Source organism: Rhizobium leguminosarum bv. viciae USDA 2370, from assembly GCF_002008365.1.
In the GTDB taxonomy this organism is placed as follows: Bacteria; Pseudomonadota; Alphaproteobacteria; order Rhizobiales; family Rhizobiaceae; genus Rhizobium; species Rhizobium leguminosarum.
In genome coordinates, this window is the sequence record NZ_MRDL01000001.1 from 52,384 (window position 1) to 65,669 (window position 13,286).

General features: G+C 63.6%; 14 protein-coding genes. 7 read left to right on the forward strand and 7 right to left on the reverse strand.

Annotated elements, in window-relative coordinates; all coding sequences use genetic code 11:
* The first annotated feature begins 52 nt into the window (after positions 1 to 52).
* The 7 genes from BS629_RS00265 (at position 53) to BS629_RS00295 (ending at position 6,055) form a co-directional block, all read left to right on the forward strand.
* Entirely contained in the window at positions 53 to 856 is an 804-nt protein-coding gene (locus tag BS629_RS00265) for an SDR family oxidoreductase (protein WP_018246883.1), read from the forward strand.
* Positions 853 to 1,560 carry an amino acid ABC transporter permease gene (locus tag BS629_RS00270; RefSeq protein WP_003555457.1) on the forward strand — a complete coding sequence of 236 codons (708 nt, stop codon included), beginning with the start codon at positions 853 to 855 and terminating at the stop codon, positions 1,558 to 1,560. Before BS629_RS00265 ends, BS629_RS00270 begins: the two co-directional genes overlap by 4 nt.
* On the forward strand, positions 1,557 to 2,315 hold the full coding sequence (locus BS629_RS00275; RefSeq protein ID WP_018449058.1) for an amino acid ABC transporter permease: 759 nt from the start codon (positions 1,557 to 1,559) through the stop codon (positions 2,313 to 2,315). Before BS629_RS00270 ends, BS629_RS00275 begins: the two co-directional genes overlap by 4 nt.
* Positions 2,312 to 3,076 carry an amino acid ABC transporter ATP-binding protein gene (locus tag BS629_RS00280; RefSeq protein ID WP_018246881.1) on the forward strand — a complete coding sequence of 255 codons (765 nt, stop codon included), beginning with the start codon at positions 2,312 to 2,314 and terminating at the stop codon, positions 3,074 to 3,076. The genes BS629_RS00275 and BS629_RS00280 overlap by 4 nt, the downstream gene beginning before the upstream one ends.
* Positions 3,077 to 3,107: 31 nt before the next feature.
* Positions 3,108 to 3,944, forward strand: coding sequence for an ABC transporter substrate-binding protein (locus tag BS629_RS00285; RefSeq protein WP_018246880.1), 837 nt, complete (start codon positions 3,108 to 3,110; stop codon positions 3,942 to 3,944).
* 84 nt (positions 3,945 to 4,028) lie between these two features.
* A complete protein-coding gene (locus BS629_RS00290) occupies positions 4,029 to 4,703 on the forward strand; it encodes a 4-carboxy-4-hydroxy-2-oxoadipate aldolase/oxaloacetate decarboxylase (protein ID WP_026188807.1) in 675 nt (224 codons plus the stop codon).
* A 167-nt stretch (positions 4,704 to 4,870) separates the two neighbouring features.
* A complete protein-coding gene (locus BS629_RS00295) occupies positions 4,871 to 6,055 on the forward strand; it encodes a hypothetical protein (RefSeq protein WP_018246878.1) in 1,185 nt (394 codons plus the stop codon).
* 15 nt (positions 6,056 to 6,070) lie between these two features.
* Here the strand turns inward: BS629_RS00295 and BS629_RS00300 are convergent, their stop codons facing one another.
* From BS629_RS00300 to BS629_RS00330, 7 genes are all read right to left on the reverse strand, one after another.
* The gene (locus tag BS629_RS00300; RefSeq protein ID WP_018246877.1) at positions 6,071 to 7,084 is read right to left on the reverse strand and encodes a succinylglutamate desuccinylase/aspartoacylase family protein; all 1,014 of its coding nucleotides are present in this window, start codon (positions 7,082 to 7,084) and stop codon (positions 6,071 to 6,073) included.
* A 131-nt stretch (positions 7,085 to 7,215) separates the two neighbouring features.
* Entirely contained in the window at positions 7,216 to 7,560 is a 345-nt protein-coding gene (locus BS629_RS00305) for a RidA family protein (RefSeq protein WP_018246876.1), read from the reverse strand.
* A gap of 36 nt (positions 7,561 to 7,596) precedes the next feature.
* Positions 7,597 to 8,907 carry an alanine racemase gene (locus BS629_RS00310; protein WP_018246875.1) on the reverse strand — a complete coding sequence of 437 codons (1,311 nt, stop codon included), beginning with the start codon at positions 8,905 to 8,907 and terminating at the stop codon, positions 7,597 to 7,599.
* Positions 8,900 to 9,856, reverse strand: coding sequence for an amidohydrolase family protein (locus BS629_RS00315; protein ID WP_018246874.1), 957 nt, complete (start codon positions 9,854 to 9,856; stop codon positions 8,900 to 8,902). Before BS629_RS00315 ends, BS629_RS00310 begins: the two co-directional genes overlap by 8 nt.
* Entirely contained in the window at positions 9,853 to 10,794 is a 942-nt protein-coding gene (locus BS629_RS00320) for an ABC transporter permease (RefSeq protein WP_018246873.1), read from the reverse strand. Before BS629_RS00320 ends, BS629_RS00315 begins: the two co-directional genes overlap by 4 nt.
* The gene (locus BS629_RS00325; protein WP_018246872.1) at positions 10,791 to 11,753 is read right to left on the reverse strand and encodes an ABC transporter permease; all 963 of its coding nucleotides are present in this window, start codon (positions 11,751 to 11,753) and stop codon (positions 10,791 to 10,793) included. The genes BS629_RS00320 and BS629_RS00325 overlap by 4 nt, the downstream gene beginning before the upstream one ends.
* Entirely contained in the window at positions 11,750 to 13,264 is a 1,515-nt protein-coding gene (locus tag BS629_RS00330; RefSeq protein ID WP_018246871.1) for a sugar ABC transporter ATP-binding protein, read from the reverse strand. Before BS629_RS00330 ends, BS629_RS00325 begins: the two co-directional genes overlap by 4 nt.
* Positions 13,265 to 13,286: the final 22 nt, after the last annotated feature.

Consider the following 13,286-nt stretch of genomic DNA (forward strand, 5'->3'; position numbering starts at 1 on the left):
GGCAAGGGGTTAAAGCTTCGCTACTGTTTCAATCAACAACAAGGGAACGACAATGCCATTCTCCGACTACAAGACCGCACTGGTGACCGGCGCATCCTCCGGTATCGGCGCAGCCGTGGTTGAGCGGCTCCGCCGGGAGAACATCGAGGTCCATGCCGTTGCCCGCAGTGCCGAAGCGCTGCAGCAGCTGGCTGCGCGGACGGGCTGCGTCGCCCACGTCATCGACGTGACCGACCGTCAGGCCATGGCCGAGCTCGCCCGTCGGGTGGAGTTCGATATTCTCGTCAACAATGCCGGTGTCGACCGGCCGAAGAAGTTCCTGGAAGCCGACGAGGGCGATATCGATCTCATCGTCGACGTCAATCTCCGGGCGGTCCTGCACATCTGCCGGCTGGTCGTGCCCGGTATGGTGGCGCGCGACCGCGGGCATGTTATCAACATCTCGTCGATCGCCGGCGCTTACAATTTCGGCGGCAACTCATCCTATCACGCCACCAAGGCAGGGGTGAGCATGCTGTCCAACCAGCTACGCATCGACGCTTTCGGCAAGCGGGTACGGGTCACGGAAATCTGCCCCGGCCGGGTCGCCACTGATATCTTCAATCACGTCCACGGCGATGACCCCAGCATCCGCGAACGGTTCATCGACGGCTTCGAACTGCCGCAGGCGGCCGACATCGCCGACGCGATTGCCTTCGCCATAGCAGCCCCCGTCGCCGTCAATATCGGGCACATGGAGATCACGCCGACGCTGCAGGTCATGGGCGGCCTGCAGACGGCAAAGCCCCAGCCTTCGGCGAAGCCGGATCAATCCGCTGCGGCGAAGACGGATCAATCCGGGGAGCCAAGCCCGTGAGCGGTTTCGACCTTTCGGCAATCCTTGGAAATCCGGAATACACCGCCATGCTGCTGCATGGAATCGAGATGACCTTCATCATCTATGCCGGCTCCTGGTCGATGGCGATGGCGCTGGCACTTCTGCTGCTGGCTTTGCGTTTGTCGCCCTTTCGCTTCGGCGATCCGTTAGTCGCCGCTTACGTCTCCTACCACCGGAACGTCCCGACCCTGGTTCAGCTCATGCTGTGGTACTTCGGGATTTTCACCCTGATGCCGAGCGGGGTAGCCGAATGGCTGGCAGTCCATAATGCGGAAGCCATCTTCGCGGTGATCGGGCTCGGGCTCTGCCAGGCGGCTTATTTCAGCGAAGATCTTCGGTCCGGCGTGCGCTCGGTCAGTCCCGGCCAAATGCAGGCGGCTCGCGCCCTTGGCCATGGCTATGTCTCCGCGATGCGTTTCGTCATCATGCCGCAGGGCGTGCGCAACGCGCTGCCGCCGCTCATCAACCACAGCGTTTCCCTGTTCAAGAACAGCAGTCTCGCCGTTGTCATCGGAGCCTCGGAGCTGACCCATGCCGTGAAGGAGATCGAGAACCTCAGCTTCCGGACCTTCGAGATCTACCTGATCGGCACGGTTCTCTATCTTTTCTTCTCGCTCGTAATCATGAGCATCGGCGCCTATCTGTCGATGCGCACCGATCCTGCCAGGAGCGCGCGCGCATGATCCACGACATGATCGCCATCGTTCGAGACTACTGGCTGCTGCTGCTGATCGGCCAATATCCCAATGGGCCTCTTGGCGGGCTCGCCAATACGCTGATCCTTTCGGCGCTCAGCATCGCTCTCGCCTTTCCGGTCAGCATCCTGTTCGCATTGGCGCGGCTCTCCAAGTCGCCACTGCTGCGTTGGCCGGTCACTGCGCTGGTCTATTTCACCAGGGGCGTGCCGCTGCTGATGCTCATCCTGTGGAGCTATTTCCTCGTTCCGCTGCTGACCGGCGCCGATGTACCGAGCTTCGTGACGATGCTGACGACACTCGTGGTCTATCAGAGCGCGTTCCTGAGCGAAGTCGTCCGTGCCGGCATCGTCGCGCTCGGACCGGGCCAGATGGATGCGGGGCGTGCGCTTGGCCACGGCTATCTCGGTGCGATGCGCTTCATCATCCTGCCGCAGGCGCTCTACAACATGATCCCCAGCATCATCTCCACCTTCGTCTCGACGATCAAGGACACGACGCTCGGCTACGTGATCAACGTGCCGGACCTGACCTTTGCCGCAAGCCAGGTCAACAACCAGCTCCTGACCCAGCCTTTCCAGGTCTTCCTCATTCTGGCGATCGTCTACTTCGCCATCTGCTGGACGCTCACCTACTTCGCAAATCGCCTCGAGCGGAGCATCACGCGTCGGCGTGCGGGACTTTCCAACCTTCCCTCTGCCGCCTTGGTCGCGCCATCGAAAATCATATCGGAGCAGCTATGACCATGTCAGTTTCAGCACAGGAATTGCAGACGATCCGGCTTTCGCAGGTCTGCAAGAGCTACGGCGACTACCCGGTCCTGAAGGACATCGATGCGCAGGTGACACGCGGCGAAGTCGTGGTCATCTGCGGGCCGTCCGGTTCGGGAAAATCGACGCTGATCCGCACGATCAATCGACTCGAGGAGATCAACAGCGGATCGATTACGCTCGACGGGCAAAACATTCACGCCGCCATGCGGGCGAAGGAACTCAATGCACTGCGCAGCCGGATCGGCTTCGTATTTCAGAACTTCAACCTGTTTCCGCACCTTTCGGTGGTCGAAAACGTGTCGATGTCGCCGATCCGGGTGAAGGGCGTGGCGCCTGATGTTGCAAAGGACAAGGCCCTCAAGCTTCTCGATCGGGTCGGTCTCGCCGACAAGGCCCGGGCCTATCCCGGTCAACTCTCCGGCGGCCAGCAGCAGCGGGTGGCAATCGCCCGCGCCCTTGCCATGGAACCGCCGGTGATGCTGTTCGACGAGCCGACCAGCGCGCTCGATCCTGAAATGGTCGGCGAAGTGTTGGCCGTCATGAAGAGCCTGGCGTCGGAAGGCATGACCATGCTCTGCGTCACTCATGAAATGGGCTTCGCGCGCGACGTCGCGGATCGGGTCTGGTTCATCGATGCGGGCCAGATCCTCGAAATGGCGACCCCCGAGGACTTCTTCAACAATCCAAGCCATCCCCGTGCGCAGCGATTCCTCGCTGATCTCAGGCATTGATACCAACCACCAAAAACAAAGGAGAACAGCAATGAACTGGAAATGCCTAACCCTCACCGTCGCATTTGCCGGCATGGCGGCGGCCGTACCCGCAAAAGCCGATCAGCTCGACAACATCATCTCGGCGAAAACCCTGCGCTGCGCGACGTTCGCCGACGTTCCTCCCTTCGCCTCACCCGATCCGAAGACCCGCGAAATGGCCGGTTTCGACGTCGATCTCTGCGGCGCCATCGCCAAGGAATTGGGCGTCAAGGCCGAAATCAAGCCGGTTTCGGTCGAAGCGCGTGTGCCCGAGGTCAAGCTCGGTCGCGTCGACATCACGGTCGCCAACCTTGCCTATACTCTGAGCCGCGCCGAGCAGATCCAGTTCAGCGACCCCTATTATCTCGCCAAGGAAATGCTGATCGTGCCGGCGGACGATGCCGGCAAGACGAAGGCCGATTTCGCCGGCCAGCGCATCGCTTCGACCAAGGGTTCGACGTCTGAGATGTCGATCAAGCTCAACAAATCCGATCCGCTGACCTTCCAGGATACCGCCTCTGCCTATCTCGCCGTCCAACAGGGCAAGGCCCGCGGCATGGTGGCCAACACCATGACGACGACCAAGTTCGTCAATGAATCGAAGAGCAAGGGCAAGCCAATGCGGATGATCGAGGAGCCGATGCTGTATCAGCCCATCGGCATCGGCATGGCCAAGGATCAGCCGGCGCTGACCGCCAAGATCAACGAGATCCTTCGCAAGCTCGACACATCAGGCGAGATCAACAAGATCTGGGACAAGTGGCTCGGCCCGGATACCGAATACAAGATGACGCGCACCGACAAGGTCGTATCGCTCTCGGAGCTGAAGTTCGACCCGATCCCCTAGGACCTCGGTGTCATCCGATAATAATGTCCAAACGAAATCAGACGGCGGGGCATGCCCGCCGTCGGCCAACGATGGGAGGCATCCGTGATCCATATTAAAGATATTGCCGAACGGCCAAGCAAAGCCGATATCGACGCCGTTTCCAAATTTTCACCCGCGACGATCCACGAAGCCCAAGGGCGCCGCGGAGCCCTTTCCTCCCGCCTGAAGCCCGTCGACTACCGCATGAAACTCTGCGGTCCGGCCTTTACGGTGAAATGCGCGCCGCGTGACAACATCATGCTGCAGCTTGCCATCAACTATGCAAAGCCGGGCGATATCATCGTCGTATCGGCCGGCGAATACGAAGAGGCCGGATCCTTCGGCGATGTCCTCGCCAACGCCTGCCTGGCAAAGGGCATCGGCGGTCTCGTGACCGACACCGGCGTGCGCGACACCCTTCAGCTCAGGGAACTTGGCTTTCCCGTCTTCTCGCTCAGCGTCTGCATCAAGGGGACGGTGAAAGAAACTATTGCGGCGGTGAACGACACGATCATCGTCGGCGGCGAAATCATCCATCCCGGCGACATCATCGCCGGTGATGCCGACGGCTTGGTGGTCGTGCGTCGCCAGGAAGCGCAGGAAGTCGCCAGGCTGTCACAGGCCCGCGAAGATGCCGAGGCCGGCTATATCGCGGCATATAAGCAGGGTAAATCGGTCATCGAGGTCAGCAATCTCGAACCGGTGCTGAAAGCCAAAGGCCTCGTCGTCGACATCTGACGCGACAGCGCAATAGCTATCAGCCCTGCCACTTCAAAGGGCGGCTGGCCTTTTCGGCCAGCCGCCTTATGCATAAATGCTACTAGCAGGCGCCCGCCTCAAGATCAGTCTGGACACTATTATGGACACATGTTCTATACAATGGACAGATCTGACGGGAGCACGCCATGCATCTTTCCATGTGGACTTACCCCTGGGATATCCAGGACCAGGGGCTCACCGCACTCGCCGCCGACCTTCGCGACCGTGCAGGCCTGACGACGGTCAGCCTGGCGACCTCCTATCACGCCGGCCGGTTCCTGCAGCCCCGAAGCCCACAGCAGAAGGCCTATTTCCCCGAAGACGGGACGGTCTACTTCCGGCCGGATGAGAGCCTATGGCGGGATAAGCTGATCCGGCCGCTGATGGCTGAGAATGTCACTGAGCGCGGCGACATGCTGGAAGCCCTCGTCCAAGGACGCGAGGCGACGGGTCTCGAGGTCTCCTGCTGGACGGTCTGCCTTCACAATACCCGTCTCGGCATGCTGCATCCCGATCACGTGACGCAGAACGCCTTCGGCAATCCCAACTACTACAATCTTTGCCCCTCCAGCCCGGCGGCGCGGGCCTATGCCGTCACCCTTGTTCGCGACATAACGACCAACTACCAGCCCGATATGGTGGAACTCGAGAGCCCGAACTTCATGGGATTCGCGCACGAATATCATCACGAGAAAGACGGCGTCGGCCTGAACGCCGAAGACGATTTCCTGCTGTCGCTCTGCTTCTGCGACCATTGCACGGTGCGCGCCGAAAAGGCCGGCGTGCCGGTCGAAGGTGCGCGCCGGTCGGTCGGGCGCTTCATCGCCGAACTCTGCGAACGAGCTGTCCCGGAACGGCAATTCCCGGACTTCCCGGCGGCCGGCATCGACGCCTTTCGCGACCATCCTGATCTGCATGCCTATCTCACTTGGCGCAGCGAACCGGTGACCAGCCTGATCGGCGAGATCAAGGCGGCAGCCGATCCGGGGACACGCATCGTGCTCATCGACCTGAAGGACGGCTGGCTCGGCGGCGTCGATCTCGCAGCCGCCGGCAAGCTCTGCGACGGGGCGATCCTCTGCTGCTACGACATGGAGCCGGATGCCGTCGGCGATGTCATCCGGACCGGCAGGGCGGCAATCGGACCGGGCAAGTTCCTCGGGGTGGGCCTGCGCGTCTTCTATCCTGAGGTCAGCGGGCCGGCGGTGCTCGCCGCACGCGCCAAGGCCGCCGTCGATGCCGGCGCTGACGGCGTGAACTTCTACAATTACGGCCTGATACCGGCTAAGCGCCTCGAGTGGGTCAAGACGTCGGTCGGCGCAATCACGTAAGCAGATCAGCGCTCCTCAGGATGCGATGGGTTCGGCGACCTGGATCAGGCAGTCGCCGGCCTGGCTGTCGCAGTGCAGCCTGTGGGAAATGACAATGCCGCTCTCGGCAAAGCGCAGCTCTTCCTCCGGCTGATCCAGGCGTTCGAGGTCATGGTACCATCCGGCAAGGTCGCCGGCGGAAACGGTGGCGCCGAGTGCCACGGCCGGCTCGAACCAGCCTCTGTGGTTCGCATAGATGCCCTGGCTATGGCGGGATAGCGAAAGCAGCTGCAACGGCCCGGGCTCGGTGAGCGGCGCGCGCGACAGCACCGGACGCTCGACGATGCCGAGTGTCACCAGCAGCCGGTCGATTGCCGCCGCCGTGAAGGCCATTGTCTCAGACGTCACGGTGCCGCCGCCGCCGAACTCGCCGGAAAGCCCTACGGTCCCGGCCCTTGCCGCAGCCCCCATCGATGTCGGCGCGGTCGGCCCGTTGTCGGCGATGAAGGCATGCGCCGCACCCATGGCGCGCATCAGCGAAACGGACCGTTCGAAGCGGGCGGCATCGGCCTGCCGCTCAATCAGCGTGCAGGGCAGATGCGCCATGGACGTGCCGCCCGAATGCAAGTCGAGCACGACGTCATGGCGCGGAAAAAGTTCGTGTTCGAGGAAATGCGCCATCCGCGCTGTCGGCGAGCCGGTGGGATCGCCGGGAAACGCTCGATTGAGGTTGCCCCCGTCGAAGGGCGAGCAGCGCTTGGCCGCCATCACCGCCGGGAGGTTCGCCATCGGCAGGATGGTGACGGCGCCGCGGATTTCAGCGACATCAAGCAGCCGCATCAACCGGCCGAGCTGGAGTTCGCCCTCATATTCGTCGCCATGGTTGCCGGCCATCAGCAGCAAAGACGGCCCCTCGCCATTTTTCAGGCGAAGGAACGGAATGCGGATCTGATAATAGGGCGACCGATCGATCGAATAGGGAATGGCGAGGTGGCCGGCCTGCCGGCCCTCGCGCGAAAAGTCGATCGGATTGACGAGACCGCTGTGCATGATGTCTCCAGTGCGGGCGGTTGCGATGCCGTTACAGCGCCGCGCGTCTTTTTGAGCCGCGCAAAGGACGCTGTAACACTTTCAACTTGCGCATCGGCCCGAAAATCGATTCCGATTTTCGGGCCGATGCACTAGAGCGCGGCGATCGCGGTCATTTCGACGCGTAGATCGGGATCGGCGAGACGAGCTTCGGTGCAGGCGCGGGCCGGTGGGTTTTCGATGTCGATCCAGTCGTCATAGACGCTGTTCATCGCCTCGAAATCGACGATCGCCGGCAGGAAGACATTGACGGCGATGAGACGCGAGCGGTCGATGCCAGCTTCTTTCAAAAGGGCGTCGATCTTGCCGAGCACGTCGCGGGTCTGGTCCTTGATATCAGCCTTGCGATTTTCCGCGACCTGGCCGGCAATATAGACGAGACCGCCGTAGCTGACGGCTTGGCTCATACGCGAACCTTTCTGATAACGCTGGATCATTGCGGGTTTTCCTTTTCTTGCTTTTGGAGGGAGAGTTCAGCCGAAGCTGGTCAGATAGGCTGTCGTCACCGAATGGTCGGGGTCGAGGCCGTAGAGGATGGCATGCCGGTCAAGGCAGGTGCAGGGATGAGAGATGCCGTACTCGATGACGTCGCCGACCGCGACGTCGCTGCCGTCGGCAAGTGCGACGAAGGCGTGCTGATCGTTGAGGCGAAACACGTCGGCGCCCACGAGATCGGCGAGATACGCCCCATTGCGATAGAGCGCCAGCGGCCGCGGCAGACCCTGATCCATCGCCACGTCGCGCATGCCCATGCCTGAGATCGCCAGCCGCGGTTCCGGCCGGGAGAGGACCTCGGCCCAGACCCGCAGCGCAGGACGGAAAGCTGCGGCCGCCGAAGCCGTCTCGCCGCCGATGCGGAAACCGCCGCGTGCATCGAGGCCGGCAAGGCCGCGCTCGTAGATGCCGTGATCGTGGAAGAAGATCGCGCCGCTGCGCAGCACCAGCCAGCAGGCGGGATCGGCCGCAACGGCGGCTGAAAGCCTGGCAATCACAAGGTCGAAAAACACCGAGCCGCCAGCCGTGACCAGGAGCGGCCGCTCGTCGCCTATGCGGGCGCGCACCTTCGGCAGGAAATCCGATGTCACCGCCATCAGCGCATCGATGCGACGCATCGTCTCTTCCGCATCGGCGGTCGCCGCCGCGCCCTCATAGGCGGCGATGCCGGTCAACCTAAAGGCCGGCGTCTCCACGGCAAGGATCGCCTGGAGAATTGCCTCGGCGGCGTCGACGCTGCGAGCACCGGCGCGACCCGCGCCGAATTCCAGCAGCAGGCCGAGGGGCGGTAGATCTGCGCGCTCCTGCCATGCGGAGCGAAGAGCCTCGACCAGCGCCGTCGAATCCACGAAGATATGGAGTTCGGCATCGGGATAGTGGCCAAGCAGGGCCGCAAGCCGGCGGGCGGCGGCGGCCCCGCCGATCTCGTTGGCGAGGATCAGCCGGCGCTGTCCCGCCTTGAGCAGGACGGCGGCCTGGCGGATGTCGGCGACCGTCGTGCCCCAAGCGCCTGCCGCCAGAAGTGCCTCCGACAGCGCCGTCGACATCGGTGTCTTGGCGTGCGGGGCGATTTCGGCGCCGAGGCTCTTCACATAGGCCATCATCAGTTCGACATTGCCGGAGAAGGCCTGCCGGTCGAGCGAGATCAGCGGCAGGGCCATCCTGCCGTCATAGGGCTTCCATCCCTGCTTGCCGATTGCATCCAGCGGGAGCGACGGATTGCCCGGCGGAAAGCCGCGCACCCGCTCGTCGATCAGCACGTTTTCCGTCGCGATATGAAGGTCAGACATGGTAGCCCCTCCCGATCTCGGCGGGATCGGCGATGCCGAGCCGATAGGTGTCATTGGCGGTGGCAAAGAACAGGGCCCGCTGTTCGTCGTAAGAGAGCTTTGAGGCGACCGCTCGGAAAACCTGGTAAACCTCGTCGAAAGAAGCGTGCAAGCCCGCGACCGGAAAGTCGCTCGCGAACATGGCGCGCGCCGGACCGAAACAATCGAGGCAATGCTCGATCACCGGCCGCAGGCTTTCGAGCGTCCACTTATTGTCGTAGGCGACGAGGTCGGAAATCTTCAGGCGCAGATTCGGCTCGCTGCCGAGCGCCCGCAGACCACGGCGCCAGAGCGCCATGCCGTCCTCCGTCCGGTCAGCCGGACTGCCGCCGTGGTTGAGTACGAAAAGCGTTTGCGGAAAAGCGCGCACCAGTTCGAGCGCCTCATTCATCTGCCAGGGATAGAGCATCAGGTCGAAGACCAGCCCGAGCCGCGTGGCGTGCGCTAACCCCGCCCGCCAGGCGGGATCGCCCATGCGGTTCGCGCGCGAAGCAAAACTCTTCGTCACATCGGGATGCCAGCTCAGAATATCGCGGATACCGACGACGTTGGGATTTGCCGCTTCCGCCTCGAGCAGGCGCAAGGCGTCCGGCCCGTCGAGGGGCACGCGCGCGATATAACGGCGCGCCACGCCGGAGCTGCGGTCGAGGCCATCCAGCCAGCGGCTCTCTTCCAGCGGGTAGGCAACGGACCAGCCGGCCTCCACATGCACGGTTGCAATCACGTTCTGGCGGGCAGCATCGGCGCGATAATCGTCGATGCCGTAGTCGCGCAGGATCGGTGCGAGGCTTCCGAAAACCATCTCCTCGCCGGATGCGCGCGCCTTCTGAAGCCAGGGATGACGTTCCAGCTTAAGGTCCCAGAGGTGATGGTGCGGGTCGATCACCGGCCCGTCATAGAGTTTCGTCATCGGCGCGCCTCACGGCCGGAAACGAGCAGAAGGGCAAGGATCAAGGTGCCGAACATGATCGATCGCCAGCCGGGCGAGGCATTGACGACAGTGATCAGCGCCGTCGTCGTGACGAGCAGGATCGCCCCCGGAATGGTCCCGGCATAGGTGCCGCGGCCGCCGAGGATGGAGGTGCCGCCGAGCACGACAGCAGCGATCGAGGTCAGCAGGTAGGGGTCGCCGATGCCGACATAACCTTGCCGGTTCATGCCGAGCACGAGAATACCGGCGAGCCCTGCGAAAAAGCCCGACAGGGTATGGACGATCAGCGTGTTGCGGGTGACGCTAACGCCGGAAAGCCGGGCCGCCAGCGGGTTCGCCCCAAGCGCCAGGAAACGGGCGCCGATCGGCATGCGGTGGACAAGCAGCAGGACGACGATCGAGACGACGAGCCACAGAATGATGCCCGAGGGAATGCCGAACGGCCGCGCCTGCCCGAGCAGAATCACCGCCGGGTTGCTGACGGTGACCGCGCTGCCGCCGGCGACGATGACGAGCAAGCCCTGCAGGAAGGTCGCCATGGCAAGCGTCATGATGATCGGCGGCACGCGAAGATAGGCAGCACCGGCACCATTCATCAGGCCGATGGCCGTGGCGATGGCAAGGGCCGCCGCGATGCCGGCGAGGCCGCTTGGGTCCCACGCCGGCGAGATGAGCGGCAACAGGATCGCCGTGACGGTGATCACCGCGCCGACGGAAAGATCGATGCCGCCCATCAGGATGACGAGCGTCTGCCCGGCGGCGGCAATGCCGATCACAGCAGCGAGTTCGAGCAGGTAGCGCAGGTGGCCATAGGCGCCGAAACCGCGCAGCGAGACACTTGCGACGATCCAGACGAGCGCGACCAGAAGGAAGGTCAGCAGCGGCGGATTGCGGAACGCGGACCTGATCATGTTCATCGTCTTGCCCTCGATTGCCCGAGAAGTTCCGGAACGGCGACCGCGCCGACGATGATCAACCCTTGAGCAACATATTGCGCGACCGGCGGGAAGCCCAGGAAGAACATGACGTTGATCATCACCGAGAGCAGCAGGCTGCCGCAGATCGCGCCGCGCATCGTGCCCTTGCCGCCGAGGAAACCCACGCCGCCGAGCACGGCGGCGGCGATCGAGTTCAGCGTGAAGGGTGTGCCGATAACAGGATCACCCGAGCCGGTCTGCGCAGCGACGAAGAGACCGGTCAGGGCTGCCAGAAGACCGGACAGTGCGAAGGCTGCGACCTTCACCCGTTCGACCGGGACGCCGGAGCGGAACGCGCCGACCGGATTGTCGCCGGCCGCGTAGATGCCGAGGCCGAGCGGCGTTGCCAGAAAGGCCTTCCAGAGTACGAGGATCACGACGAGCAGCAGGAAGGCGACGGGCGTGTGGCCGGCCAGCATCGTCGACAGCCAATCGGGAATGAACCCGCCCGGCCGCGGCAGCAGGATCAGTGCGACCCCGCCGATGATGAAGGAGCCGGCAAGCGTGACGATGATCGCAGGCAACCTCAGATAGGTCACGATGGCGCCGATGACGGCACCGATCGAAAGGCCGGCGAGGGAGACCGCAAGAATGCCGCCCGGCACGCCGAGCGCCCCTTCCATCGTCGTCGCGGCGATCACCGCTCCAAGACTGACGAGCGGGCCGATCGCCAGCGTAATGCCGCCGTTCAGCATGAGCAGCGCCTGCGCCATGGTGACGAGCGCGAGCGGGAACCAGTTCTGCGTGAACTTGGAGAAGCCACCGATCGAAAGGATGCCGGGAAATAGCAGCGCGTAGATGACGAGAAAGGCTGCGACAACCAGATAGAGTCCGGCAAGGCCGCGGTTGCGGCGGAGCTGGATCGAGCCGTAGAGCCGGGATGACGAACTTGTGCTCATGCCGCCTCTCCCTGCGTCGCGGCCGTAATACCCATGGCTGCGCCAACAATCGCTCCTTCGCTGATTTCATCTTGCGACAGCGCCGCTGCGACGCGCCCCTCGCGCAGAACCACGACACGGTCGCAGAGATGCACGAGCTCCGGCGTATCGGAGCTAGCCAGAATGACGAGCCGCCCCTCGGCGGCGAAGGCACGGAGCATGAGGTAGATTTCCCGCTTGGTCTCGATGTCGACGCCGCGCGTCGGATCGTTGAGGAGCAGAACGGAGGGATCGAGCGGCAGCCATTTGGCGAGCGCCACCTTCTGCTGGTTTCCGCCGGAAAGCGCCTGCACCGGGCGGGCCGTGTCGCCCTTGATCGTCAGCCGGCGCGCGAGATCGGCGACCAGGCCGTTTTCCGCCGGCCGGTCCCGCAGGCCCTTGCTGGCGAGCCGTCCAAGCGAGGGCAAGATGAGATTGGATGCGATGGAGTGGGGCAGCACCAGCCCCTCATGCTTGCGGTCGGCCGGGACATAGACGATGCCGGCGGCATTCGCCTCGCCGACATGGGCGGGCAGGGCGGGTTTGCCGGAAACCTCCGCCCGACCGGCCGAGGCTGGAATCGCGCCGTATAAGCCGAGCAGCAAGTCTTCCTGCCCTTGCCCCACCAGCCCGCCGATACCGACGATTTCGCCGGCGCGGGCGGAGAAGTCGATGTCTCGCACCATGCCGGCGGAAAAACCTTCGACGTTGATGCGCGTCGCGCCGGGAGCTGTGACGGAGCGCGGTGGGAACAGGTCGCCGGTCTCGCGGCCGACCATGAGGCGCACCAGGCCTTCACCGTCGATGCCGGACAGCGACTGGTCGGCGGTGACCAGGCCGTCCTTCAGCACCGTGACATGCGAGCAGAGCGCCTGCACTTCGTTGAGGCGGTGAGAAATGTAGAGAAGTGCCGTGCCACGGTCCTTGAGCGTCTCGATCAGACGGGCGAGGATGCCGGCTTCGTGTGCGGAAAGCGACGAGGTCGGCTCGTCCAGGATCAGCACGCGTGGTTTGCGGAACAGCGCCTTGGCGATCTCCACCATCTGGCGGCGGCCGAGCGCCAGATCGGCGACCGGCATGTCGAGCGGTTCAGTGAGCCCCACCATGTCGCAGACATCTGACACGCCGCGATGAAGCGCTTTGTAATCGATGAGACCGAACCGGCGCGGAAAGGCGCCGAGCCCGATGTTTTCGGCAATCGACAGACTGGCGGTGAGGCTCAGCTCCTGCTGAACGACGGCAATACCGGCCGCGCGCGCAACCGCCGGGCTGAAGCGCCCGACGGGCTTGCCGTCGACGAGGATGGAACCACCGTCCGGCTGGAGGGCACCGGACAGGAGGTTGATCAGCGTGGATTTGCCGGCGCCGTTTTCGCCGAGCAGGGCGTGAACCCTGCCCGGCAGAAGGGCGATATCGACGCCCTTCAAAACGGGATTGCCGAAAAATCCCCTGAACAGCTGCCGGGCTTCCAGCAGGGGTCTTTCTTCCGTCATGACGGCTTTCCTCAACCCGGGA

Excerpts from the sequence above, each read along its gene's own strand:
- BS629_RS00265 (WP_018246883.1), top strand. The coding sequence starts at position 53 with ATGCCATTCTCCGACTACAAGACCGCACTGGTGACCGGCGCATCCTCC.
- BS629_RS00275 (WP_018449058.1), top strand. The coding sequence starts at position 1,557 with ATGATCCACGACATGATCGCCATCGTTCGAGACTACTGGCTGCTGCTG.
- BS629_RS00280 (WP_018246881.1), top strand. The coding sequence starts at position 2,312 with ATGACCATGTCAGTTTCAGCACAGGAATTGCAGACGATCCGGCTTTCG.
- BS629_RS00285 (WP_018246880.1), top strand. The coding sequence starts at position 3,108 with ATGAACTGGAAATGCCTAACCCTCACCGTCGCATTTGCCGGCATGGCG.
- BS629_RS00295 (WP_018246878.1), top strand. The coding sequence starts at position 4,871 with ATGCATCTTTCCATGTGGACTTACCCCTGGGATATCCAGGACCAGGGG.
- BS629_RS00300 (WP_018246877.1), bottom strand. The coding sequence starts at position 7,084 with ATGCACAGCGGTCTCGTCAATCCGATCGACTTTTCGCGCGAGGGCCGG.
- BS629_RS00305 (WP_018246876.1), bottom strand. The coding sequence starts at position 7,560 with ATGATCCAGCGTTATCAGAAAGGTTCGCGTATGAGCCAAGCCGTCAGC.
- BS629_RS00310 (WP_018246875.1), bottom strand. The coding sequence starts at position 8,907 with ATGTCTGACCTTCATATCGCGACGGAAAACGTGCTGATCGACGAGCGG.
- BS629_RS00315 (WP_018246874.1), bottom strand. The coding sequence starts at position 9,856 with ATGACGAAACTCTATGACGGGCCGGTGATCGACCCGCACCATCACCTC.
- BS629_RS00320 (WP_018246873.1), bottom strand. The coding sequence starts at position 10,794 with ATGAACATGATCAGGTCCGCGTTCCGCAATCCGCCGCTGCTGACCTTC.
- BS629_RS00325 (WP_018246872.1), bottom strand. The coding sequence starts at position 11,753 with ATGAGCACAAGTTCGTCATCCCGGCTCTACGGCTCGATCCAGCTCCGC.
- BS629_RS00330 (WP_018246871.1), bottom strand. The coding sequence starts at position 13,264 with ATGACGGAAGAAAGACCCCTGCTGGAAGCCCGGCAGCTGTTCAGGGGA.